The following is a 21,265-nucleotide window of genomic DNA, read 5'->3' as shown; positions in this document are numbered from 1 at the left end:
CTGCTTACTGACCAGTCACCTGGGCAAGTGGAAGAGGGGTGTCGTCGATCCGTACTTTTTCGCCGACGCGGGCGTGTTGCAGGCCCTCGATGACGATGCGGTCGCCCGCTTTCAGGCCTGCGGTGACGATCCAGCGATCGTTCTGCACGGCGCCCAGTTCGACCGGTTGCTGCCCGACTTTCTGTTCAGTGTCGAGCAGCAGCACTTGGGCGATGCCAGCGCTGTCGCGCTGGATGGCCCGTTGCGGCACGCTGATGCCTTGCTGGTTGACCGCTTGTTCCAGGCGTACACGGACGAAACTGCCCGGCAGCAAGTCGAGGTCGGGGTTGGGGAACTCGCTGCGCAGGATGATCTGGCCGGTGCCCGGGTCGACGGTGATGTCGCTGAACAGCATTTTGCCCGGCAGCGGGTAGAGGCTGCCGTCGTCCTGAATCAGCGTGGCCTTGGCCTGGTCCTGGCCGACCTGCTGCAACTGGCCGGAACGGAAGGCGCGGCGCAGTTCGTTGAGTTCGCGGGTGGACTGGGTCAGGTCGGCATGAATCGGGTTCAACTGCTGAATCAACGCCAACGGCGTGGTTTCGTTCTGCCCGACCAGCGCGCCTTCGGTGACCAGCGCCCGGCCGATGCGCCCGGAAATCGGCGCGGTGACGGTGGCGTAACCAAGATTCAGTTTGGCCCGTTCCACGGCAGCGTTACTGGCGGCAACATCGGCGGCGGTCTGCCGCGCATTGGCCCGGGCGTTGTCGTAATCCTGACCGCTGATGGCCTTGTCGTCGATCAACTGGGCGTAGCGCTGTTCCTGCAATCTGGCCTGGAACGCGTTGGCCTCGGCCTTGCGCAACGCCGCTTCGGCGCTGTCCAGGTCAGCCTTGAATGGCGCCGGGTCGATGCGGAACAAAACATCGCCCTGTTTCACATCACTGCCTTCACGGAAGGTCCGCTGCAAGACTACGCCGGCCACACGGGCACGCACTTCGGCCATGCGCGGTGCGGCAATCCGCCCGCTCAGTTCGCTGCTGATGGTCAGTGGCCGCGCTTCGATGGTTTCGATGCGCACCGTGGCCAGCGGTGCCTGCTCCTCGGCGTTCGAGGACTTGTCACACGCAGCCAATGTCAACGCCAGTGCAATCAGGCTGAGCCTGGCAAGCAGATTCTTCGACATGTAATACCCCATTAAAGACTCCCGGCATCCTACCGGGCGAAGGCGAGGGTAGCGGTGAAGCTTTGTTGGTGCTGTGTGAAATTGTGTAAGGGTTTTACTCATGTGTGGGTGAGGGCGTATATCCTTCAGTCCTTGATTTCTATTGCGCCAAATAGATTGCTATCGCGAGCAAGCTCGCTCCCACAGGGATTTGATGTGAACACACATGTTGTGAACACCACCAACCACTGTGGGAGCGAGCTTGCTCGCGATAGCGGCTCATCTGGCGCCACGGCTCTTTCTGGAAACACCCAATGCCCAACATCCTCCTGGTCGAAGACGACACCGCCCTCGCCGAACTGATTGCCAGCTACCTGGAACGCAACGGTTACTCCGTCAGCGTGATCGGTCGCGGTGATCATGTGCGTGAACGTGCACGGCTCAATCCGCCGGACCTGGTGATCCTCGACCTGATGCTGCCTGGCCTCGACGGTTTGCAGGTCTGTCGCCTGTTGCGCGCCGATTCCGCGACCTTGCCGATCCTGATGCTCACCGCCCGCGACGACAGCCACGACCAGGTACTGGGCCTGGAAATGGGCGCCGACGACTACGTGACCAAGCCCTGCGAACCGCGGGTGCTGCTGGCCCGGGTGCGGACCTTGCTGCGCCGCAGCAGCCTCAGCGAGCCGCAAACCGCCAATGACCGCATTCTGATGGGCAACCTGTGCATCGATCTGTCCGAACGCGCCGTGACCTGGCGCCAGCAAATGGTGGAACTGTCCAGCGGTGAGTACAACCTGCTGGTGGTACTGGCCCGGCATGCCGGTGAAGTGATGAGCCGCGACAAGATCCTGCAACGCCTGCGCGGCATCGAATTCAATGGCACCGACCGTTCGGTGGACGTGGCGATCTCCAAGTTGCGGCGCAAATTCGACGATCACGCCGGCGAGGCGCGCAAGATCAAGACCGTGTGGGGCAAGGGTTACCTGTTCAGTCGTTCCGAGTGGGAATGCTGAGCCGATGTTCAGAATCCTCTTTCGTTTGTACCTGGTGACCATCGTCTCATTCAGCGCGGCGATTTATCTGGTGCCGGATCTGGTGATCAAGGTCTTTCATGAGCGCTTCATGACCTACAACCTCGATTATTCCCGAGGCTTGCAAACCCTGATCGTCAAACAGTTCAAGGCCGTGCCGACCGAACAATGGCCGGTCTTGGCCGCAGACATGGACAAGGAGTTTCATCCGCTGCACATCGTCCTTAGCGGCAACGACGATGCGGATTTTTCCCTTGATGAGCAGCAGCGATTGCAGCGCGGCGAGAACGTTGTGCGGATCGGCGACTGGGGCTGGCGCACTTTGGCAGTGGCACCACTGAACGAGCACACGGTGGTGCAAATGGTGGTGCCGCCGGACCCGATGGACGTCAGCCTGTTGTACTGGAGCATCAACGTGCTGATCGGCGCGACCATGCTCGCCTGCCTGTTGCTGTGGTTGCGCCCGCACTGGCGCGACCTGGAACGCCTGAAAAGCGCGGCGGAACGCTTCGGCAAGGGCCACTTGAGCGAGCGCACGCAGATTGCCCCGAGTTCCAACATCGGCAGTCTGGCCAATGTCTTCGACACCATGGCCGGCGATATCGAGAACCTGTTGAACCAGCAGCGCGATCTGCTCAACGCAGTCTCCCATGAACTGCGCACACCGTTGACACGCCTGGACTTCGGCCTGGCGCTGGCCCTGTCCGATGACTTGCCGGCCACCAGTCGCGAACGCCTGCAAGGATTGGTCGATCACATTCGTGAGCTCGATGAACTGGTGCTGGAGTTGCTGTCCTACAGCCGCCTGCAAAACCCGGCGCGGGTGCCGGAGCAAGTCGAGGTGTCGCTAGACGAATTCATTGACAGCATTCTGGGCAGCATCGACGACGAACAATCCCCGGACACGGTCATCGACGTATTGCTCCACGGCCAGTTCGAACGCTTCAGCCTGGACCCGCGCCTGACCGCCCGGGCCCTGCAAAACCTGCTGCGCAACGCCATGCGCTACTGCGAAAAGCGTATTCAGATCGGTGTGCAAGTCTATGCCGGCGGCTGTGAAATCCGGGTCGACGATGACGGCATCGGCATTCCGGATGATGAGCGCGAGCGGATCTTCGAACCGTTCTACCGCCTCGACCGCAGTCGTGACCGCGCCACGGGCGGCTTCGGTCTGGGACTGGCGATCAGCCGCCGCGCACTGGAGGCCCAGGGCGGCACGCTGACGGTGCAAGCCTCACCGCTGGGCGGGGCGAGGTTTCGGTTGTGGTTGCCGACGTTGGTTTGAGTCCTGTAGCAGCTGTCGAGCCTGCGAGGCAGCGTTCGGCTGCGAAGCAGTCGTAGACTCAGGTAATCCGCACGCTCAAGGGCTGCAAGGACTGCGTCCTCGAACGCAGCCTCGCACGCTCGGCAGCTGCTACGTAAAATCAGACACTCAAGCAACATCGACCACACTGTGCGGTTATCCGTAGCAGCTGTCGAGCCTGCGAGGCAGCGTTCGGCTGCGAAGCAGTCGCAGACTCAGGTAAACCGCACTCTCAGGGGGTGCGAGGACTGCGTCCTCGAACGCAGCCTCGCACGCTCGGCAGCTGCTACACAGCATCAGACACTCAAGCGTGAGCGCAACAGCTTGGCCATTTCCTCCAGATCCGCCATTGGCTGACGCCCGATCAGCATCCAGGCGTGCTCCATGTCGGCCCAATACACGATGTTCAGCTCGCGCCGCCGTTCGCTGGCGAAATGGCGGCTGCCGCTATTGGATCGTGTGACGCACAGCGCCATAGGCCCATGCACCGGGTCGAGGTAGGTGATCTGGGCGATGGGCGCGCCGTCGTACTCGAGGATTTGTGCACGCTTGAACTCGGCACGGGGCAGGCTCAGGTTTGCCGGCGCAAGGTCCAGGCCCAGGCGCGCATCGATGGTCCGCAGTTGTGCCCGTTGCGCGGCGTCATCACTGGGTAAGTGATCCAGGGTCTCAGGTACGTAGAGCGCCATGTAATCGGCCACCAGACCGCGCCAGCTGTGTGTCTGCTGACTCGCTTGCCAGCCGAGGAATAAACGGTCCGCGAGCACACCGCCGGCCAGCAGTCCGGCCGCGGCGGCGAGGAACCAGCGCCGGTTGAGCGCGGGGCGGGCGGGTGAGGGCAGCGTGGCGAGCATGGCTTGCAGGCGATCCACCGGCGCCTGTCGGGCCAGTTCATCGTAGGCGTCCTTGAACGGCAGGCTGCTGCGATCCAGCCATTGCAGGCGCAGTCCGAGTATCGGATCGGCAATGATGGCCGCGTCGATGCGCGAGCGCTGCTCGGTATCGAGTTGGTTGTCGAGGTAAGCCACCAGTTGTTCGTCCGAGGGTCTCGCGTTCATCAATGTTCTCCTCGGTTGGGGTTGGGCACCGTGTGCAACGGCGGATATTCGGCCAGTTTTGCTCGTGCGGCGGCCAGGCGACTCATGACCGTGCCGATGGGCACTTGCAGCACTTCGGCGACTTCGCGGTAGGACAAACCTTCGACGTAGGCGAGAAACACCGTTTCGCGCTGGGTCTCGGGTAACGCATCGACGCGGCGGATCACCTGCGCTGCCAACACGTGGGTCTGCGCCACGGACTCACCATCGAACGACAAGGCCTCATCGGCGTCCACGCAGCCCTGCCCTTGACGCACCCGCCGGGCGCGGATTTCGTTGAGCCAGATCGAATGCAGAATGCTCAGCAGCCAGCGGTCCATGCGCGTCCCCTGCACGTATTGCCCGGCCCGTTCCAGTGCACGCACACAAGTGGCCTGCACCAGGTCATCGGCGACATGCCGTTGCCGGGACAGCAACAGGCCGTAGCGCCATAAACGCGCCAGATGCTGGTTCAGTTCCGTTCGTATTGCCTGATCGCTGGCGATGGCGACCTCCGTCCGCTCGGGTTGTCAGGTTTTCGATGATCCGTTGATGGCTTCGGCCAGGTCCTGATACTCCTCGCATTGAGTGTTGCCGCAGATAGCTTTGATCTGCTGCAATTGCTCTTGTGCGAGATCCAGCCGGCCCTTGATCACATAGGCCTCGCCGAGGTATTCGCGGACTTGCGCGTACTGCGGGTCGAGTTTCACCGATTGCAGGTAATAGCCGATGCCTTCGTCGGTGCGTCCTAGTTTACGCGTAGCGTAGCCGCGATAGTTCAGCGCTTTTGCCGTGTTCGGTTGTTTCAGCGTGTCGAGCAGGGCCAGGGCTTCTTCATAACGCCCGTCCTTGGCCAGTTGATAGGCATAGTTGGTGCGGTCTTCGTCCGGCACCAGGTTGCTGGTCTGCCTGACGCAACGCTTGGATTTACTATCGAGCACCTGACCTTTCGGGCAGCTGGGTCTGCTGGGCATGTCGTCACCGCCGCCACCACCGTTGGCCAGGGCGAGGGAGCCGGACAACGCGACGGCCAGCAACAGTGGGGTCATCAGAACAGCAAAACGAATATTCATGGGCAATGCTCCATAGGGTCATGCGTTTCAGATCAGATCGCGCCCTGCCACATGCAGCGCATGGTTGAGCCAGCAAACGGCATGAACAATTGAAGGGGCTGTCTGCCCCGGCAATGTCATGTCCATGGTTGTTGTCTTGAGAACACCGCAGCATGAACAATTATTCACTACGTTCTGGCGGTGTTTTCAAGGAAAGCTCATATCGGGGCGCAGGCATGGTTTTGTGCCTTACTTAGCGTGTGCGCTGAAGATCCCTGTGGGAGCGGGCTTGCTCGCGAAGGCGGTGGGTCAATCAACATTAATGCTGCCTGACACTCCGCCTTCGCGAGCAAGCCCGCTCCCACATGGGGTTTTCCCGACGATGAGCGATGACTTGGTATCAGCTCAGCAGACGAATCGGTGCGCCCGTCGCCCAGGCTTGAATGTCCTCGATCATTTGCGAAAAAAACAGCTGGTAGTTCTGTTGGCTCACATACCCGACATGGGGTGTCGCCAGCACATTGTCCAGGGTCCGGAAAGGATGGTGGGCGGGCAGTGGCTCATGCTCGAAGACATCCAGTGCGGCACCGGCCAGTCGTTGCTTCTGTAGCGCCTTGATCAGCGCCGCCTCATCGACAATCGGTCCGCGAGCGGTGTTCACCAGCAGCGCCGTGGGTTTCATCCAGCCCAGTGCTTGTGCGTCCACCAGACCCCGACTGCGATCACTCAACACCAGGTGCACCGACAGCACGTCGGCCTGTTCGAACAGTTCCTGCTTGCTGACATAGGTCACACCGACTTGTGCCGCCCGTTCGGCCGTGAGGTTTTCACTCCAGGCGATGACGCGCATGCCGAAAACCTGACCGAATTGTGCGACACGCTGACCGATACTGCCCAGACCAAGGATGGCCAGCGTCTTGCCATGAAGGTCGCCACCCAGGCGTTGTTGCCATTGGCCGGCACGCAGGGCGCCGGCTTCGACCACCAGATTGCGGGTCGCGGCCATGATCAGCGCCCAGGTCAGCTCCGGCGCGGCGTGTTTGTAGCTGTCGGTACCGCTGACCTGAATACCCAGCGCGGCGGCGGCCTTGAGGTCCAGGGCCGCGTTGCGCATGCCGCCGGTCACCAGCAATTTGAGTTTCGGCAGGCGGCGCAGCAGGTCTTCATCGAAACGGGTGCGCTCGCGCATCACGCAGATCACCTCAAACCCGGCCAGGCGCTCGGCCAGGGACGGGTTGTCGGTCGGGTAGTCATGGAGAAAACTCACCTGGCCGATGCTCTCCAGCACCGACCAGTCCATTACATTGCGCGCCACATCCTGCCAATCATCAATCACTGCAATCTGCACCGGCATCAGCCTTTCCTCTTCAGCGCACGGGGTGGGTCTTGTCAAGCCAGGCGAGCAGGGCCTGGTGGAACTCTTCCGGTTCTTCCATCTGTGGCGCGTGGCCCATGCCAGGGAATTCGACCAGCGTGGACTGGGGAATCAGCTTGGCCACTTGTTTGCCGAGGACGTCGTAGTGCCCGAGCTTCGCCTTGACCTCGGGTGACGCGATGTCACTGCCGAGGGCGGTGCTGTCGGACGTACCGATCAACAGCAGGGTCGGCATCTTCAGATTCTGGAATTCGTAGTACACCGGTTGAGTGAAGATCATGTCGTAGATCAGCGCCGAGTTCCACGCGACTTGCGTATGCCCCGGGCCTTTATTCAGGCCGGCGAGCATGTCGACCCAGCGATCGAATTCCGGCTTCCAGCGGCCGCTGTAATAGGTGTCGCGTTGGTAGTTGCGGATGCCGTCGGCGCTGACTTTGAGTTCGCGCTCGTACCATTGATCAACTGTGCGATAGGGCACGCCGAGGGCTTGCCAGTCTTCCAGGCCGATGGGATTGACCAGCGCCAGTTGCTCGACCTGTTCGGGGAATAGCAGGGCATAGCGGGTGGCGAGCATGCCGCCGGTGGAATGCCCCAGCAAGGTCGCTTTCTGGATGCCCAGGGTTTTGAGCAACTGCTGAGTGTTCGTCGCCAATTGCTGGAAGGTGTACTGATAGTGCGCCGGTTTGCTGGAGGTGCAGAAGCCGATCTGGTCCGGGGCGATGACACGGTAACCGGCGTCGCTCAGGGCTTTGATCGAACTGTCCCAGGTGGCGGCGCAGAAATTCTTGCCGTGCATCAATACCACGCTGCGACCGTTGGCCTTGCCGTGGGCGGCGACGTCCATGTAACCCATTTGCAGGGCCTGGCCTTGGGATTCAAACGTGAAGTGCTTGAGGGTGTAGGGGTAATCGAAGCCTTGCAGCTCAGGGCCGTACGCCGGTCCTTCGGCGTGGGCGATGGCGGGCAAGGCAGCGGTCAGCAGCAGGCCGGATAACCAGCGGGGGAAGGGGCGCGACATGGGATAGCTCCATAGAAAGTCCGCCGATGCTGGATCGAGTCGATTAGGTCGACATTAAACACAGGCAATCGCCGCTTATGCCAGTCAGTTAAGCGGTAATGCGATCTGTAGCAGCTGCCGAGCCCGCGAGGCTGCGTTCGGCGGCGAAGCCGTCGTGAGTCCAGCTGACGCGGTTTTCCTGACGTACCGCAATGACTGATTTTACGACTGCTTCGCAGCCTCGCGGGCTCGGCAGCTGCTACAAAGGGTGAACTAACTCATCCAGCCCAGCGTCGCCACGGCCAGTACGCCATAGCGTGCGCCTTTGGCCAGGGCGACGATCAGCAGGAAGCGCCCCAGCGGCTCGCGCATGACACCGGCGACCAGCGTCAGCGGATCGCCGATCACCGGTAGCCAACTGAGCAGCAATGACCAATGGCCATAGCGTTGGTAATGAAGCCGGGCTTTTTCCAGATGCCGGGGGCTCACCGGAAACCAGCGCCGGTCGCGGAACCGCTCGATCCCGCGCCCCAGCCACCAGTTAAGCAGCGAACCCAGAACGTTGCCGACTGTCGCCACCGCCAGCAGCCCCCATAGCCAGTAGCGGTCGCTGAGCAACAGTCCCACCAGCACCGCTTCGGATTGCAACGGCAGCAGCGTGGCAGCACCGAATGCGGCGAAAAACAGCCCGAGGTACGCGCCGACCATCAATGGGCGGGATAGTCCGCGACCACCACGTCAGTGCCGTCCTTTTTCAGGCCAATGACCTGATAGGCATCGCTCATACCGTCCATTTCCATGCCGGGCGAACCCATGGGCATGCCGGGCGCAGCGATGCCCAGCAGATCGTCGCGCTTGCTCAAGGCCAGGACCTGGTCGGCCGGGACATGACCTTCGACGAATTTGCCGTTGATCAATGCCGTGTGGCACGACGCCAGGCGTGGTGGCACGCCGTGCTGTTGCTTGAACTCACTCATGTTGGCTTCGACGTGGTCATCGACCTTGAAGCCATTGGCTTGCAGATGAGTGATCCATTTTTTGCAGCAACCACAATTGGCGTCGCGATGAACCTCGATCGGGATGAGGTCGGCGGCCTGGGCCAGGGAGGAAATGAACAGGGCGCTCAGGGCGATCAGACGCAGAGGGTTTCGCATGGGGTTTGTCTCGGCTAACGGGCAAAAAACGCATTCTGACCACTTTTTCCGGTCAGGCATTCATGGAGTATTTCGAATTGCTACAGAAATCCGCTGTTCAATGATGCTAGATCATCGCTGTCAGGCAGATGAGGGGGGCATTACAAAATCGTCAGGTTGAAATACCGGAGGCTGACGATTGCGGTCTCATGGATGGCGTATTTTGTTGGTGGTGTACACGTTCCCCTGTAGGAGCAGCCTTCGGCAGCTCCTACAGATATTTCGTTATCTGTGTTCCCCCGGTTCATCTCAGCGGTCGAGCAGTTTCATCACTTCTTCCGGATAACGCAGGCCAGCGGTGGCATTCACGGCAAAGACCGACGCCAGCGCCTGCAGTTCATCAGCGTTCAGCCTCACCTGCAGAGCGGCCACGTTTTCTTCCAGGTATTTGCGTTGCTTGGTGCCCGGAATCGGAATCAGGTAGTCACCCTGGGCCAGTACCCACGCCAGCGCCAGTTGCCCCGCCGTCACGCCTTTTTCTGCCGCCAGTGCCTGCACTTGCTGCACCAGCAGCAGGTTTTTCGCGAAGTTTTCGCCCTGGAAGCGCGGGCTGAAACGACGGTAATCGTCCGCCGCAAAATCATCCGGGCTTTTCAATGCTCCGGTCAGAAACCCTCGCCCCAACGGGCTGTAAGGCACAAAGGCGACGCCCAGGCGCTGGCAGGCAGCCAGGCAACCGTTTTCTTCCTGATCACGACTCCACAACGAATATTCACTTTGCAACGCACTGATCGGATGAACCTTGTGTGCGCGCTCCAGTGTCGCCACCGAGGCCTCGCTCAATCCCAGGTAACGGACCTTGCCGGCACTGACCAGTTCGGCCATGGCGCCGACGGTTTCCTCGATGGCCACTTGCGGGTCGATACGGTGCTGGTAATACAGGTCGAGGGTGTCTACCCCGAGGCGCTTCAAGCTGCCGTCGATGGACTGGCGAATGTATTCCGGCCGACCGTTGACGCCCCGGGCGCCGGGGTTGGCCGGGTCGCGGACGATGCCGAATTTGCTAGCCAGGAACACCTGATCGCGCTTGCCGGCAATGGCCTTGCCGATCAACTCTTCATTGGTGTGCGGGCCGTACATATCGGCGGTATCGAGCAGGTTGACGCCTAACTCCAGGGCACGATGCAGGGTGGCCGTGGCTTCGCGGGTGTCCGTGCCGGTGGTGTAGAAATCGGTCATGCCCATGCAGCCCAGGCCGATGGCCGACACCTGCGGACCGTTTTTTCCCAATTGACGTGTGTGCATGAAATCAGCTCCCTGTGAAATGAATCGCCATTGTTCGCCTCGACAGAAACAAGATAAACCGGCTAAAACCGCTATCAGTATTCGTTAAATCTAAACAATCAGTCGGTGGAGCCAGTAATGGACCGTTTCAACGCCATGCGCGTCTTTACCCGAATCGTCGAGCTCGGTGGCTTTGCCAGGGCTGCCGACAGCCTGCAATTGCCCCGGGCTTCGGTGACCATTCTGATCAAGCAACTGGAGGCGCACCTGGGGGTGCAACTGCTGCAACGCACCACGCGGCAGATCAGCCTGACGCTCGACGGTGCGGCCTATTACCCGCGTTGCGTGCAATTGCTGGCGGATCTCGAAGAGACCGAGTCGGTGTTCAGCGCAGCCCGTAATAATCCCAAGGGCTTATTGCGCGTGGACATGCCGGCGGGAGTGGGGCGATTGGTCGTTATTCCGGCACTGCCGCAGTTTTCGGCCCGCTATCCGTTGATCGAGCTGGAAATCGGCTTGAATGACCGGCCGGTCGACCTGATTCGCGAAGGTGTCGATTGTGTGTTGCGCGGTGGCGAGCCGCTGGATGATTCGCTGGTGGCGCGGCCGCTGGTGATGATGGATCAGGTGACCTGTGCCAGCCCCGACTATCTGCAGCGGCATGGAACGCCAAATACCCTGGATGACCTGCGCGGGCATCAGGTCGTCGAGTATTTCTCCAGCAGCAGCGCAAAACGCTATGGGTTGGAGTTTGTCGTGGATGGCCAGGTGCGCCCGGTCGACCTGCCCAAGCAGGTGGCGGTCAACAGTGCCGATGGCTATCTGGCGGCGTGCGAGGCGGGATATGGTCTGGTGCAGACGCCGTACTATCACGTCGCCCGGCAACTGGAGGAAGGGCGTTTGTGTGAAGTGCTGAGGGAGGTGCCGCCACCGGGCATGCCAATGACGGCGCTTTATCCGCCGCACCGCCAGTTATCCCGGCGGGTGCGTGTATTTGTCGATTGGCTGGTGGAGCTGTGTGCCCAGCCCGGCAATGACTTTTACAGAAAGGATTCAGGGCGTTGAGCAGCTATCAACGATGCTGGTAGTAACCCGGTCCGCCATGGTTGCCATAGTGATCGTGGTGCCAGCCCCCGTGGGGGAAAACAATGCAACCGCTCAGGGTCAGGATGGCAAGCAGGGGAATCAACAGTGTGATTCGACGCAACATTTGAAAGTCCTCATGGTTATCGCCGCAATGAAGCTAAAACTCTTCATCGGCTGTAACATGAGACCCCGCTTATAGCGGCTTATCCCAAAAACAGGGTAAGCGCTTGGCATGCGTATCGATACAAACCGGATACATTTTCAGATTCAGGAACCCGCAATGACTCAGTCGCAACGTTTGAAATACTCGATTCTGATCTCCCTGGTGGTGCTGGGGATCATGTTTGGCCTTTCCTGGTTGCAGAACACCGGCGTCATCAGCGAAAAAATGTTCCAGTACATCGCCATTGGCGTGGCGGTGATCGTCGTGGTCGTCAATGGTGTGATGCGGCGCAAGGTCAAGCCCTGATCATTCGATCATTGGTTGCGCAGGATGGCGACAGCCTGTGGATGCAGGCTGTAGCTTTTGTCGGGGTTGAGGACAATCACGCCTTCGCTGCACAAGCGCTTTAGCACTTCACGCACGCTGAGAAAGGACAGGGGAACATCCAGGTCCAGCAATTGACTGTGCACGCCGCGCACACCCAGGCTGCGGTCGTTTTCGGCGGCGGTCAGCAGGGCATCGATGACTTTCAGGCGGATCAGGCTGGTTCGCAGGCCAAAACTTTTGAGCAGGATTCTGATCCGCTCGTTGCCGTGGCGATCGGTACGCGGCTCGAATACGTTGACTCCCATGGAAGTACCCTTTGGCGCAGCGCTACCGTCCGTTGGCAGTTGCGAGTTATACATTGCAAAAACTCCTTTTCAGAGCCTGATCAGGAAAAGTGGGCGCTCTTACGTGACTAGACGGATGAGCATCCCAAATCATGAAGGCTCAAATGTAGAAAATTTGTCGCCGTCGTGTGATCAACCCGTGAGTCCTTGCGCAGTCGTGCAGTAAAACCCTAAATTTTTGTGCTGAGCTTCGTCCCTACAGGGAGGCACAGCGCGCCGGTATGCGCACCTGTGGCCATCGTTTTTTCGATCAGGAGCGAGCGTGATTATTTCCAGCCAGTTAACCAGGTTGAGCCTGGCGGGTGTGACTCTGGGGTTGAGCCTGGGGCTGAGCCTGGGGCTGAGCCTTGCGGCGAGCGCGAGTGGTGCGCCTGCGCAAACGAGCGCCGACATCCGTCGAACCAGTTTCGGCGTGCCGCACATCCGCGCCGACAACGAACGCGGGCTTGGCTACGGCATCGGTTATGCCTACGCCCAGGACAACCTGTGCCTGCTGGCCAACGAAATCACGACAGTGAACGGCGAACGTTCGCGGTATTTCGGAGCGGATCAGCTCACCGTTGAAGCGCGTGAGAACCTGGTCAGCGATGTGTTTTTCAACTGGCTGAACACCCCGCAGGCGGTCGCCGGTTTCTGGCAGGCCCAGACCCCGCAAGTGCGTGAGTTGGTCGAAGGCTATGTGGCAGGGTACAACCGCTTCTTGCGCGAACGTCGCGCCCAGGGTTTGCCGCCGCAGTGCCAGGGCGATTGGGTGCGGGACATCACAGCAATGGATCTGGTCAAGCTGACCCGGCGCCTGTTGGTCGAAGGTGGCGTCGGCCAGTTTGCCGAAGCCCTGGCCGGTGCCACGCCACCCCAAGCCGTGGCCCGGGCGTCAAACGCGCAGGCCGCGTTCCAGGTGGCCGCCACGCGGATGCAGCGGTTTGCCCTGGACCGGGGCAGCAACGCCGTCGCTATCGGCAGTGAGCGTTCTTTTAACGGACGCGGCATGTTGCTGGCCAATCCGCACTTTCCGTGGGTGGGCGGCATGCGTTTTTATCAGATGCACCTGACCATTCCCGGCAAACTGGATGTGATGGGGGCGGCGTTGCCCGGCCTGCCGGTGATCAACATCGGCTTCAATCAACATCTGGCCTGGACCCACACCGTGGACTCGTCCAGACATTTCACGCTGTATCGCCTGCAACTCGATCCCAAGGATTCGACCCGCTATCTGCTCGACGGCCAGTCGTTGCCGATGGACAAGCAGACTGTGACCGTCAACGTCAGGCAGGCGGACGGGCAGGTCCAGGCGATTTCCCGTGTGGTCTACAGCTCGAAATTCGGTCCGGTGGTGCAATGGCCGGGAAAACTGGATTGGGACCATCAGTACGCCTTCAGCCTGCGTGACGCCAATCTGGATAACGACCGCGTACTGCAGCAGTGGTACGCGATGAACCGCGCTGAAAACCTCAAGGATTTCCAGGCTTCGGTGCACAAGATCCAGGGCATTCCGTGGGTCAACACCCTGGCGGCGGACGATCAGGGGCAGACGCTGTACATGAACCTCTCGGTGGTGCCCAACGTCAGCGTCGACAAGCTGGCGCAATGCAGCGACCCGCGATTGGGTGTGCAGATGATCATTCTCGACGGCTCCAGCAGCGCTTGTGCCTGGGACATCGACCCGCAGGCGCCACAGCAGGGCATCTTTGCGTCGGCCAGATTGCCGCAATTGTTGCGCAAGGATTTTGTCCAGCACTCCAACGATTCGGCATGGATGGCCAACCCGGCACAACCGCTGACCGGTTTTTCGCCATTGATCAGCCAGGACAACCAGCCATTGGGGCTGCGTTCACGTTTTGCCCTGGATCGCCTGGGTAGGCTGACCGGCACCGTCGGGCCGACGGATCTGCAGCAGATGGTGATGGACGACCAGGTGTATCTGGCCTCTCAAGTGATGACGGACCTGCTGCAATTTTGCGCCGCGGATCTCGGTGCCGATGCAAAAAACCTCACGCCACTGTGCGCCAGCCTCAAGGCGTGGGACCGCAAGGCCAACCTCGACAGCGGCCTGGGCTTTGTGCACTTCCAGAATGTCATGGAGGCGTTGGAGCCAGTGCCAGACCTGTGGCGTGTCGCCTTCGATCCGCAGGATCCGCAACATACCCCGCGTGGACTCGCAGTCGATCGCCCGCAAGTGGCGAAGGCGCTACGGGCAGCGATGCTGGCTTCGGTTGAGCAAGTCAACGCTTCAGGACTGCAACCCGACAGCCACTGGGGCGATATCCAGGTGGTCAGCAGCGGCGGACAACAGACGCCGATCCACGGCGGGCCGGGCACGCTGGGGGTCTATAACGCCATCCAGAGCGTACCGCGCAGCGATGGCAAGCGTGAAGTGGTCAGTGGCACGAGTTACCTGCAAGTGGTGACCTTTGACGAAAACGGACCGCAGGCCAAAGGGCTCCTGGCGTTCTCGTTGTCCAGTGACCCGGCCTCGAAGTTTTCACGGGATCAGACGCAGGCCTTTTCGAAAAAACAATGGAGTACGCTGCCCTTCACCGAGCAACAGATCCTGTCCGATCCGAACTATCAGGTGCAGACTATCCGCCAGCAGTACGCAAAGGCTGCCGAGGTGACTGCGCAGTAAGGCAGTGGATTTTTGCATGGACGCTGAAGGCCGCACCCCCCAAGGGTGGCGGCCTTTTCAGCTTTTCGGGGATTTTTGCGGAATCGCGTTGACCACCAGATTGCCGTTCTGATTGCGGGTCAGGTAGACCGGCAGGACCCGCGGCAGGGACTTCACCAGGCCGTTGATCTCTTTGATGTTGTAGATACCGCCGATGTGGATCGAGCCGGTGCTGTTGTCGGCGACCATCAACGGTTTGTCCAGGTAGCGATTGATCAGCGGCAGCGCATCGCTGAGTGCCAGGTCGTCGAGCACCAGTTTGCCCTGGCGCCAGGCCAGCGAACTGTCGTTGTCATAGGTCTGGCTGATGCGGGGGATGAAGTCGCCGTGGCGATAACTGGCCTGCATTGCCGGGTCAAGGCGCAAACCGTCGCCGGGCAGGTCGTCGTTGCTGCTGACCAGTACCGAACCCTCGATCAGGTTGACCTTGACCCGGTCTTCGTACATCCACACATTGAATTGGGTCCCGGTCACCCGAATCCGGCCTTCGGCGGCCTTGACCACAAACGGGTGACGGGTGTCATGGCTGACACTGAAGAAAGCTTCGCCTTTTTTCAGCGTGACTTGCCGCTGATCCTTGTAGTTGCTGTACGTCAGCTCGCTGCCCAGGTTCAGCTCCACCCGGCTGCCGTCGTTCAACGTGACGGTACGAACATTGTCGGTCGCTTCGAAATGCTGGTAAGTGTTCGGTACCCAGCCCAGGTGCCAGCCGCCATAACCGGCCAAAGGCAGTGCCAGGGCACACACCGCCGCTGCAATGCCCAGGCGGCGCCACGGGTTTTCCCGCTGGGGGCGAACCAGCGGCACGACCGGCTCGGGACGGGGCAAGTCGCCGGCGACATCCCAGATCTCCAGCATCGCTTCGTACTCGAAGGCGTGGAGCGGATGCGCATCACGCCATTGCTCGAACGCCTGGCGCTCTTGCTCGGTGCAGTCACTGGCGTGCAGACGCATGCACCAATGTGCAGCGGCATCGGTGACAGCGTCGTATTCGGCTTCCGAGAGCATGTGGTCGGTCATTGGCTCATCCTGATTTCGTGCATTCTAACCTTGGGGGAAGTCTGCGAGAACATCAGTCATGGCATTTAACTATCAATGTGCAGTTCTTTTTCAACGCCTCGCCTCTGGAGCACTTGTTGTCGGGTAGCAGTATCCATAGGACGGGTGAAAAAAAGATCAAAATACGCAGCGCTGTGCCGCGCAGATCCGGGGATTTGCGCGGTGTTACGTCGGGATCAGGTTTCAGAGGGTGAAGTGACGGGTACCGGGTCCAGTTGCCGGCCCATTTCGCAGATCAGAAACGCGATCGAGTCGGCATTGTGCAAAATGACATCGGTTCGGAACTTCGGATCCTGGACGTTTAAAAAAGCTTCCCGTGCCTTATCCAGGGTCTTGCTGCCCGTTAGTTTCAGGATAGCCTTGCCGACGTGATAAGAACCCGGAATCGAATCCAGGCCGATCCACGTTTGCAGCTCACTGTTCCAGCGTGCGAACAGCTCCTCCTGCGGCGTTTCCATCGACAAGGCAGCTCGCTGGAAGTCCAACTGTAACTGCTTCATGGCGGCGCCGTAGGCGGTGATCGGCGCGACCAGATCGCTGAACGGTCGCCTGGCCTCAAGGTAGGCGATGTCCACGGCCTCGGAAAACACATGAGCAAACTCGTGTATCAGCGTGGCGGCCTGACTGTGGCCGTCGACGTTGAAGGGCTGGGATAAACAGGATTTGTACCAGTCAAGTTGCTGATCGAAGAATCGTTCCGTGAAGTGCACATTGCGCTGTTGATCCTTGTCCAGGACAAACGCGATGAGATTGTTGTTCGGGTCCCGGTTTGAGCCCACGATAAAGCGTTGCGAGTTCATCCAGTCTTCATCGGGATCGACCAGTGCGTTGCAGATGGGAACGATGGCCTGTTTGATTTTGTCGAGCAGCCCTTGGTCGATCTGCCCAACGCCAAAAAAACCTTTAAGGAACATATCCAGCCGTGTACCCGGGAGAAGTTTGCGCAGCTGCACCATGTTGTGGAGGCTGTTGAACGCGTAATAGCGAGCCATGTCGATGGCTTGCACGATCATCCGGGCTTTTTCGGGATGTTTTGCGCGGATTTCTTCCATCCCCCGGGCCTCGATGTTCAGCACATCCCGGGCAATTTGAGCGTGGGCAAACTGATTGTGCATTTTCGAGAGGGCTTTGCCGAAATGGACGGTGTGGGTATCCGGGTCGATCAGCAGTTGCTTGTCAGAGGCTGCCCGTAACACGGGACCTTCTTCCTCACCCTTGACCATTCGCCAAACCGCCCCGGTCTTGTTCACGCCGTACACCTTGCCGGCAATGGCGGCGAAGGTTTTCTGGCTGGCCGCTTCGAGGTAGGTGCCATCAGTGCGGCTTTTCGTCAGGCCCTTCAGTTCGACCGTGGTTTCGAACGGTTGTAGCCGAGTACGCAGCGCGGCTGTCGACCGGATTTGCGACCAGGGTTGCGCAATCACGGGGGTGGCAACCGGTTGAGCAACCGCCTCGCCGGTTGCCTGGGCGGTGTCGGTCCATCCTTCAAGCGATAACCGGCCCAATGACAGGAGTTGCGCGGCACCGGCAATAAAGTTCCGTAATGCCGCCCCCCAGTGATGGTCCTGCAGGGCTTCGGCCGAATTTCGGGCGTCCTTGAAGGCTTGCCAAAGAAATTGCCCATACGCGAGTTTGCCCGGCAGCAGGGCTGAGATGCGCTCAATGCTCGAGCCGAACAGGTGTTTGACCGTCTCCCAGTCCGACTGACCGGTAGCCTGTGACTGGCTGGCGAGCAACTGCGCCAGCAGTTGGGTGTTGTCATGGAAAAAGCGGGTGAGCAGGTTGCCGTCGATGGGGCTGGACGCGAGGGTGATTTCGCTGGGCTGGCCGGCGGTGGACTCGAACAGGTTGCGAAACACCGTTTGCTCACTGTCCGGCAGGCGCCGAATCAACATGTCCTGCAATGGCCCCGGTGTGTTGAGCGCCGCAACAACGCGGGCCTCATTGGCGAACTCGACAAACGGTGAACCACCGGGGTGGTAAGGGGCGTAGAGGATTTGCGGCCCTGCCTTGCCACTGCCCGGGCCAATCAGATACAGGCCCAGCGCCTTGACGGCGGTGCTACCAGTTGTCTTGATCAGTTCCAGAGGCCGGGCAATCGCGTGCGCACCCTGCACGGCCGCCCGGGCGATGGCGTCCGGCATGTCCAGCACTTGCCGAAGCAAATCGAAAGCTCCGTCGGACAGCCGTTGCTGCAGCTTCAGTTGGTGGGCGTGTTGCAGCAGATGCCAGGGCAGTTGTTTGACGAAGCGTAACATTCGGCTTTCGACACCAGCCGCTTGATTCGACAGGCTGTCCGAGACTTGTTTAGCGTATTTCTGCGCAATGCCCAGTGACAGTAACAGTTGACGGACCGCCGCCTGGTCCAACCCCGCGGGCAGTGCTTGAGGGGTTGCCGAGCTGACGTTGAACCCGGTGCCTTGCGCAATGTTGACATGGCTCAGGGCGAACTCAGTCAGGCTCCGGGCGGGGCCAGCCAGGGTCAGGTCGGGGGTGATTTCGATGTCGTCGGGGTCCAGTGCTTTTGCAGGGAAGCGGCTGCCAAGCAACGACGTCAGCGTTTCATGCACATACGACTTTAGGGGGGTGATCCCGTGCAAGTAGTCTTTGTCCTCATCAACGTTGTTGCGGTATTGCTCCAGCAGTTCAAGGTGCAGTCGCTGGTCTTCCAGCGGTGCCATGCCGAGCCAGGCGGGCAGGGTCTGCCGCCGGCTGATCGCCCGGGAAACCGAGGTGGCCCTTTGCAGGTTGGTGTTGAAGACCGTTGTGGTGAGGGCATTCAGGGCCTTTTTCTGCTTCGTGTCGTTCAGTTCGAAGGTGCGCACGTGTTCGCAGCGAGCCAGAAAGTGCTCGATGGACGATTGCGCGACTTGCTCCAATACGGACCCGGCAATCAACCGTAGCGGACCCAGTGAGTAGCGTTGGTGAAAGATGTGCTGGGCCGGGGTGAGGTTTTCCAGCAGCGCCAGGCGATGTCGCGGGTCGAGCAGGCGGCGGTTGAGTTCCAGCCGTGCACGACTGATGGTGTCAAACACTTCCAGGCCCTCGGCGGGTGTCCACAGGATCGTCCGGCCGGAATGCGAGGGGTCGAGCCCGCCACGCTCGGTCAAGAGCAGGCAATGGGCCAGGGGCAGGACATCCCTCTGACCGGAGCACACCAGGGTTAACGAGTAGGCATCGGGCCGGAAGCCCTTGAGTGGACGACGATTGTGCCGGCCGGCCTGATCCGGGTTGAAAACCGTTTCGACGATGGCCCGGTCCGCGTCCCGCAGTGTCGCGCTGAGCCCGCGAACGCTGGCTTCGCCACGGATGCCGACGGAAAGCGCATGGGCCAGGCGGGGTTTCATGTTTTCCAGATAGATGCGCTGCAAGGCAAGGGAAGCGAGCGGTTGTGCTGCACAGTCTGCGTTGATCAGTGTTTCGATGTCGCTGAAGGTCTTGCCGAAAGCTGCCGCCGTATCGGCCAGCACCATGGAGGGATGCTGATTGCCGGACAACACGGGCCGGGTGCTCCAGCGTCCGTCGGTTTCCCGTGTCAGCAAGCGTTCGCCGATCATCGAGCGGATATCCAGCGCTTTGTCGAACAGCGCGTGGATGTCCACGGCGCCGTCACTGTGACGGAACACCTGCAGGGCATATTCGATGTTCTGCAATTGCTTGGTGACAATCGCGTCGAAGAGCTTGTGGAAGATCGCGCCGGAAATCACTTCCCCGGTCACATTCGGCCGATCAAAACCGATGAAGCGTTGGCGTTCGTCCAGGCTCAGCAGGCCATAGAGCTCATCCTCGTGACCGGCCGCGCTGAACTTGCCGAGCACGGTATCGCACAAGTCCTGATAGTCCTTGAGCACCTGCAGGCCTTCGGTGGGCGTGTAGAGAAACGCATGGCTGGCGCTGACCATCAGTGAGCCGGCCAGCTCGACATAGTTGGCCTTGTACTCCCACAGGCGCACGGTTTCGACCGTCATTGACTGGTTCGTCCGGCTGGCCGGCGAGATCAACGCGTGCAAATCCTGGCTTTGCTCCGGGCTGATGATCCCGGCTTCGCGCTTGAGCAGCAGTTGCACCCGCACCTGATCGGCGATGGCGCGGCCGAAGAATTCGCGACGCGATGCACCATCGGCACTCGCCGCCGCCCAGAAACCATCGAGCTGCCCGACCAACTGGTTGACCAGTGTGCGTGAGAGCGTCGTGACCGCGGCTTCCCAGTGTGGCTGGTCGGCGTTTGCCGGGGACTTTTTCGGATGGGAAAACTCATGGGCCTGTCCGGACGGCCAACGCTGATGGCGATAGTGCAGGAGTACGGCGTCACTCAGGGACAGGGAGTGGACCCAGCGCCGCGTTGGACGGCTTTCATCATCGTTCTCTTGCGTTGTTGCCAGATAGAAGTTCACCCGGGTCTGGCGCTGATCCAGACCGGGAAAAGACGAAGCCAGCTGTTCACCCAGCCATGCATCGAGCAGCGACGTCAGGGACGGTAGTGCTTTGAGTTCGTCGAGCAGGGCCTGGTCGTTGATCTGCTGTTGGGTGGAGAGGGTGTTGCGCTGGTCCTCGAACACGTCACCGTCGATGGTTTGAAAGTCGAGTTCGACGTCGGTGGCGTCCACCACGGCCTTGCGTAGGGACAACGCCATGAAGGCCAGCAGGTCGTCTTCTTCGCTGGCCGCTTTGAGTCGAGTCACAAGGTGTCGGGTCAGGGCGGTACGGTCAGCGAACTTTTTGATTCCCGTGTAAGGGGTGTAGAGAATCACGCCATTGTCATCGGGCGTCGCGCTCAGCAGAAAACTGCCGGCCAGCACCACAGGTTCCCGTTTCGTGATCTTCAGCCGGATTGTTTTCGCGAGCATGGGCGGCGTCTGCTGATCGCGCAATGCCTGGGTGGCCAGTTCGATTTGGCTGAGCCATTCGAAGTCCTTTAGCGTCAGCCCGTGGGTTTTGCCCAGTTCTCTCCAGAGGCCGCGCAACGTCAGCGCCTCAGGAAAAAGCAGCGGAGTTACAGGTGTAGACATCGTCGAGTCTCGTTCAAGGTGCCACTCAAAGGCGCCTGTGGATTGAGCATCGAGACTAAAAGCCGGCGGGACGACGCAGGTGGTAAATAGATAACGCACGGGCCGTGTGCATTCGTGGCACGGATAAACGCCATTGACCCTCAGCGAAAGGTTGACAGGTCGCTTGCCGCGCGTTGTTAATCGGCGGGTCTTTGTACGCTGTTGTTCCCTCCAATAA

The 21,265-nt window shown here is 60.3% G+C and carries 18 protein-coding genes; 5 read left to right on the top strand and 13 right to left on the bottom strand.

Going from position 1 to position 21,265, the window contains the following annotated elements; translation table 11 throughout:
- Positions 1 to 4: 4 nt before the first annotated feature.
- Positions 5 to 1,162 (bottom strand): efflux RND transporter periplasmic adaptor subunit, encoded by a 1,158-nt coding sequence (locus ABIA48_RS01580; RefSeq protein WP_429486743.1) that lies wholly within the window; start codon positions 1,160 to 1,162, stop codon positions 5 to 7.
- A 293-nt stretch (positions 1,163 to 1,455) separates the two neighbouring features.
- On the opposite strand from ABIA48_RS01580, the gene ABIA48_RS01575 reads away from it, so the two are divergent.
- Together ABIA48_RS01575 and ABIA48_RS01570 are read left to right on the top strand one after the other, a co-directional pair.
- Positions 1,456 to 2,157, top strand: a complete 702-nt coding sequence (locus tag ABIA48_RS01575) for a response regulator (protein WP_429486742.1) — start codon at positions 1,456 to 1,458, stop codon at positions 2,155 to 2,157.
- A 4-nt stretch (positions 2,158 to 2,161) separates the two neighbouring features.
- Positions 2,162 to 3,460: an ATP-binding protein gene (locus ABIA48_RS01570; protein ID WP_429486740.1), complete on the top strand. Its 1,299-nt coding sequence runs from the start codon at positions 2,162 to 2,164 to the stop codon at positions 3,458 to 3,460.
- 314 nt (positions 3,461 to 3,774) lie between these two features.
- On the opposite strand, the gene ABIA48_RS01565 is transcribed toward ABIA48_RS01570, so the two are convergent.
- The 8 genes from ABIA48_RS01565 to ABIA48_RS01530 all read right to left on the bottom strand — a co-directional run bounded on the left by ABIA48_RS01565 (position 3,775) and on the right by ABIA48_RS01530 (position 10,416).
- Positions 3,775 to 4,536: a transcriptional regulator gene (locus tag ABIA48_RS01565; RefSeq protein ID WP_429486738.1), complete on the bottom strand. Its 762-nt coding sequence runs from the start codon at positions 4,534 to 4,536 to the stop codon at positions 3,775 to 3,777.
- Entirely contained in the window at positions 4,536 to 5,018 is a 483-nt protein-coding gene (locus tag ABIA48_RS01560) for an RNA polymerase sigma factor (protein ID WP_429492767.1), read from the bottom strand. Before ABIA48_RS01560 ends, ABIA48_RS01565 begins: the two co-directional genes overlap by 1 nt.
- A gap of 66 nt (positions 5,019 to 5,084) precedes the next feature.
- Positions 5,085 to 5,627 carry a tetratricopeptide repeat protein gene (locus ABIA48_RS01555; RefSeq protein WP_429486737.1) on the bottom strand — a complete coding sequence of 181 codons (543 nt, stop codon included), beginning with the start codon at positions 5,625 to 5,627 and terminating at the stop codon, positions 5,085 to 5,087.
- A 379-nt stretch (positions 5,628 to 6,006) separates the two neighbouring features.
- On the bottom strand, positions 6,007 to 6,960 hold the full coding sequence (locus tag ABIA48_RS01550) for a D-2-hydroxyacid dehydrogenase family protein (RefSeq protein WP_429486735.1): 954 nt from the start codon (positions 6,958 to 6,960) through the stop codon (positions 6,007 to 6,009).
- 13 nt (positions 6,961 to 6,973) lie between these two features.
- The gene (locus ABIA48_RS01545; RefSeq protein WP_429486733.1) at positions 6,974 to 7,999 is read right to left on the bottom strand and encodes an alpha/beta fold hydrolase; all 1,026 of its coding nucleotides are present in this window, start codon (positions 7,997 to 7,999) and stop codon (positions 6,974 to 6,976) included.
- Between the two features lie 252 nt (positions 8,000 to 8,251).
- Positions 8,252 to 8,686: a YqaA family protein gene (locus ABIA48_RS01540; protein ID WP_429486731.1), complete on the bottom strand. Its 435-nt coding sequence runs from the start codon at positions 8,684 to 8,686 to the stop codon at positions 8,252 to 8,254.
- Positions 8,686 to 9,132 (bottom strand): DUF411 domain-containing protein, encoded by a 447-nt coding sequence (locus ABIA48_RS01535; RefSeq protein ID WP_429486730.1) that lies wholly within the window; start codon positions 9,130 to 9,132, stop codon positions 8,686 to 8,688. Before ABIA48_RS01535 ends, ABIA48_RS01540 begins: the two co-directional genes overlap by 1 nt.
- Positions 9,133 to 9,420: 288 nt before the next feature.
- Entirely contained in the window at positions 9,421 to 10,416 is a 996-nt protein-coding gene (locus ABIA48_RS01530) for an aldo/keto reductase (protein WP_429486728.1), read from the bottom strand.
- A 117-nt stretch (positions 10,417 to 10,533) separates the two neighbouring features.
- Between ABIA48_RS01530 and ABIA48_RS01525 the strand changes: the two genes are divergently transcribed.
- Positions 10,534 to 11,460 carry a LysR family transcriptional regulator gene (locus tag ABIA48_RS01525; RefSeq protein ID WP_429486726.1) on the top strand — a complete coding sequence of 309 codons (927 nt, stop codon included), beginning with the start codon at positions 10,534 to 10,536 and terminating at the stop codon, positions 11,458 to 11,460.
- Positions 11,461 to 11,467: 7 nt separating this feature from the next.
- On the opposite strand, the gene ABIA48_RS01520 is transcribed toward ABIA48_RS01525, so the two are convergent.
- Positions 11,468 to 11,605: a hypothetical protein gene (locus tag ABIA48_RS01520; protein ID WP_007983577.1), complete on the bottom strand. Its 138-nt coding sequence runs from the start codon at positions 11,603 to 11,605 to the stop codon at positions 11,468 to 11,470.
- Positions 11,606 to 11,761: 156 nt separating this feature from the next.
- Here ABIA48_RS01520 and ABIA48_RS01515 point away from each other — a divergent pair, with 156 nt between their 5' ends.
- On the top strand, positions 11,762 to 11,950 hold the full coding sequence (locus ABIA48_RS01515) for a hypothetical protein (protein ID WP_007983579.1): 189 nt from the start codon (positions 11,762 to 11,764) through the stop codon (positions 11,948 to 11,950).
- A gap of 8 nt (positions 11,951 to 11,958) precedes the next feature.
- On the opposite strand, the gene ABIA48_RS01510 is transcribed toward ABIA48_RS01515, so the two are convergent.
- Complete coding sequence (locus tag ABIA48_RS01510; RefSeq protein ID WP_429486724.1) at positions 11,959 to 12,330, bottom strand: fe2+ zn2+ uptake regulation protein; 372 nt, start codon at positions 12,328 to 12,330, stop codon at positions 11,959 to 11,961.
- 247 nt (positions 12,331 to 12,577) lie between these two features.
- On the opposite strand from ABIA48_RS01510, the gene ABIA48_RS01505 reads away from it, so the two are divergent.
- The gene (locus ABIA48_RS01505; protein WP_429486722.1) at positions 12,578 to 14,941 is read left to right on the top strand and encodes an acylase; all 2,364 of its coding nucleotides are present in this window, start codon (positions 12,578 to 12,580) and stop codon (positions 14,939 to 14,941) included.
- A 57-nt stretch (positions 14,942 to 14,998) separates the two neighbouring features.
- Here ABIA48_RS01505 and ABIA48_RS01500 read toward each other — a convergent pair whose 3' ends face one another.
- Together ABIA48_RS01500 and ABIA48_RS01495 are read right to left on the bottom strand one after the other, a co-directional pair.
- On the bottom strand, positions 14,999 to 16,000 hold the full coding sequence (locus ABIA48_RS01500) for a FecR family protein (RefSeq protein WP_429486720.1): 1,002 nt from the start codon (positions 15,998 to 16,000) through the stop codon (positions 14,999 to 15,001).
- A 215-nt stretch (positions 16,001 to 16,215) separates the two neighbouring features.
- On the bottom strand, positions 16,216 to 21,048 hold the full coding sequence (locus ABIA48_RS01495; protein WP_429486718.1) for a dermonecrotic toxin domain-containing protein: 4,833 nt from the start codon (positions 21,046 to 21,048) through the stop codon (positions 16,216 to 16,218).
- Between the last annotated feature and the right edge of the window lie 217 nt (positions 21,049 to 21,265).

Origin of the sequence: Pseudomonas sp. S30_BP2TU TE3576 (genome assembly GCF_050436025.1) — a bacterium.
In the GTDB taxonomy this organism is placed as follows: Bacteria; Pseudomonadota; Gammaproteobacteria; order Pseudomonadales; family Pseudomonadaceae; genus Aquipseudomonas.
Note: the sequence above shows the minus strand (reverse complement) of the source record. Positions and strands in the feature narration are given on the sequence as shown.